This is a genomic window from Sulfitobacter sp. HI0040 (assembly GCF_001634885.1).
GTDB lineage: Bacteria > Pseudomonadota > Alphaproteobacteria > Rhodobacterales > Rhodobacteraceae > Sulfitobacter.
Genome location: NZ_LWEX01000143.1, coordinates 1 through 2,793, shown reverse-complemented (window position 1 = coordinate 2,793; position 2,793 = coordinate 1). Strand labels below are relative to the sequence as shown.

The following is a 2,793-nucleotide window of genomic DNA, read 5'->3' as shown; positions in this document are numbered from 1 at the left end:
CAGGGTGTCTTATCGGCCCCGCAGCAGGGACCAGACCATGCGGATCAATCCGGTCGCGCCGGGCCGTGTTTCGGTGCCGCGACGCCGCTCGGGTAGGGAAGGCGGGCGCCGGGGCGGGATCGTCGGCGAGCCTCCGCCGGAAGCGAACAGCGCGCGCCGGGCCTCTATCCGGGCGATGCGGGCCTCGAACGGGGTGGGGGTCTGGTTCATGTCGGAAAGTCCTGATCTTCGGGTATTCTCATTTTTGTGAAGTCGAATCTGGGCGATCCCATGTCCGCTTCGGGGATCAGACATGAAAAAAAGAGCGCCCCGGGGGGCGCTCTCCTCATTGCGGTCACATTGGTACAATCAGACGCTGTAGTACATGCCGAATTCTACCGGATGGGGTGTGTGCTCGTACTTGTGCACTTCTTCCATCTTCAGGTTGATGTAGCCTTCGACCTGGTCGCGGGTGAAGACATCACCGGCCAGCAGGAAGTCCATGTCCTTGCGCAACTCGTCCATCGCCTCGCGGAGCGAGCCGCAGACGGTCGGGATGTCGGCCAGTTCCTCGGCGGGCAGATCATAGAGGTTCTTGTCCATCGCCTCGCCCGGATCGATCTTGTTCTTGATACCGTCAAGACCGGCCATCAGCAGTGCGGCGAAGCACAGGTAGGGGTTTGCCGCCGGATCGGGGAAGCGGGCCTCCACGCGCTTTGCCTTGGGGCTTTCCGTCCACGGAATACGCACGCAGCCCGAGCGGTTGCGCGCGGAATAGGCACGCAGAACCGGTGCTTCGAAGCCCGGGATCAGGCGCTTGTAGCTGTTGGTGGTCGGGTTGGTGAAGGCGTTCAGAGCCTTGGCATGGGTCAGGATACCCCCGATGAACCAAAGCGCTTCCTGGCTCAGATCGGCGTATTTGTCGCCCGCGAAGAGCGGCTTGCCATCTTTCCAGATCGACATGTTCACATGCATGCCGGAACCGTTGTCGCCGGAAATCGGCTTGGGCATGAAGGTCGCCGATTTGCCGTAGGCGTGGGCCACGTTGTGGATCACGTACTTGTACTTCTGCATCTCGTCGGCTTGCTCGGTCAGCGTGCCGAAGATGAGACCGAGTTCATGCTGGCAGGAGGCAACCTCGTGGTGGTGCTTGTCCACCTTCATGCCGAGCCGCTTCATGGTCGACAGCATCTCGGCGCGCAGGTCCTGTGCCTCATCGGTGGGGTTGACGGGGAAATAGCCGCCCTTGAGACCCGGACGGTGGCCCATGTTGCCCATTTCGTAATCGGCATCGGTGTTCCAAGAACCGTCGGACGCGTCAACTTCGTAGGATACCTTGTTGATCGTGTTGGAGAACTTGACGTTGTCGAACAGGAAGAACTCGGCTTCGGGGCCGAAATAGGCGGTGTCGCCGATGCCGGAGGATTTCAGATAGGCTTCGGCCTTTTCGGCGGTGCCGCGCGGGTCGCGCTCATAGCTTTCGCCGGTGTCGGGTTCCACGATGGAGCAATGCACGCAGATCGTCTTTTCCGCATAGAACGGATCGATATAGGCGCTGTCGACGTCGGGCATCAGCTTCATGTCGGAGGCTTCGATGCTCTTCCAGCCCGCGATCGACGAGCCGTCGAACATGAAGCCTTCTTCGAGGAAATCTTCGTCCACCAGGTCGCTGACCACGGTCACGTGCTGCAGCTTGCCGCGCGTGTCTGTGAAGCGGATGTCGACGTAGTCGATCTCCTCGTCCTTGATCTGCTTGAGGAAGTCCTTGTTGCTCATGGTAGAGTCCTTTTCGTGAAAGCGTATGCGATTAAAGCGCGTCGGAACCGGTTTCGCCGGTACGGATGCGGATTGTCTGTTCGACGGGGGAGACGAAGATCTTGCCGTCGCCGATCTTTTCGGTGCGTGCGGCATCCACGATGGCCTCGATGGCGCCGTCGACCTGATCGTCATCCAGTACGACCTCGATCTTCACCTTGGGCAGAAAATCGACGACATATTCCGCGCCGCGGTAAAGTTCGGTGTGGCCCTTCTGACGGCCGAAGCCCTTGACCTCGATCACCGAAAGCCCCTGAACGCCGACCTCCTGCAAGGCCTCTTTGACCTCGTCCAGTTTGAAGGGTTTGATAATGGCTTCGATCTTCTTCATGATGTCATCCTGCTGTTGCGCGCGTGCTTTCCGCGTCATTTCATTTTGTCGGCGAGCCGTCCACCGGATCGGGCGGAAATGCGGCAGACCGGGTGGAAAGCGGCCGGGCATTGCCTATTTTTTGTAACCTGCGCCTAAATTTGAGGCAGAAATGAAACTTTCCCCCGGAACTCCCTGCCTCACCGCCGCCGGAATGCAAGCCCTTGAGCAGACGGCGATCACCGGCGGGAGCGTCTCGGGCTGGCAACTTATGACCCGCGCGGGCGAGGGGGCGGCCAAGGCGCTTTTGCGCCGGTACGAACCGGGCAGTCGGGCCGTGGTGCTTTGCGGGCCGGGCAACAACGGCGGGGACGGCTATGTCATCGCCAGACTGCTGAGCGAGGCGGGCTGGTCGGTCTCCACCTTCGCCGAAGACCCCGAGGGGCAATTGCCGGAAGATGCGGCGAGAGCACGCGATGCATGGGCACAACGCGGCCTCGTGGGGGGCCTGCGGGCCGATGCGCTGGAAGACCTGCCAGAAGCGGATGTCTATATCGATGCGCTCTTCGGCCTCGGCCTGTCGCGCCCTTTGGAGGGAGTGGCGGAACAGGTAGTGGCGGAGCTGCGCCGCCGTCCCGGTAAGGTCGTCGCGGTGGATATCCCTTCCGGCCTCGGTGCGGACACGGGCC

The 2,793-nt window shown here is 61.4% G+C and carries 4 protein-coding genes; 1 reads left to right on the top strand and 3 read right to left on the bottom strand.

Annotated elements, in window-relative coordinates; genetic code table 11:
* Nucleotides 1–9 precede the first annotated feature (9 nt).
* The 3 genes from A3728_RS10020 to A3728_RS10010 all read right to left on the bottom strand — a co-directional run bounded on the left by A3728_RS10020 (nt 10) and on the right by A3728_RS10010 (nt 2,125).
* Nucleotides 10–210 (bottom strand): hypothetical protein, encoded by a 201-nt coding sequence (locus A3728_RS10020; RefSeq protein ID WP_067922883.1) that lies wholly within the window; start codon nt 208–210, stop codon nt 10–12.
* Nucleotides 211–348: 138 nt separating this feature from the next.
* The gene (glnA, locus tag A3728_RS10015) at nt 349–1,755 is read right to left on the bottom strand and encodes a type I glutamate--ammonia ligase (RefSeq protein ID WP_067922881.1); all 1,407 of its coding nucleotides are present in this window, start codon (nt 1,753–1,755) and stop codon (nt 349–351) included.
* Between the two features lie 31 nt (nt 1,756–1,786).
* On the bottom strand, nt 1,787–2,125 hold the full coding sequence (locus A3728_RS10010; RefSeq protein WP_067922884.1) for a P-II family nitrogen regulator: 339 nt from the start codon (nt 2,123–2,125) through the stop codon (nt 1,787–1,789).
* A gap of 151 nt (nt 2,126–2,276) precedes the next feature.
* Between A3728_RS10010 and A3728_RS10005 the strand changes: the two genes are divergently transcribed.
* A partial coding sequence (locus A3728_RS10005; RefSeq protein ID WP_150120724.1) for an NAD(P)H-hydrate epimerase occupies nt 2,277–2,793 on the top strand: 517 nt, incomplete at its 3' end.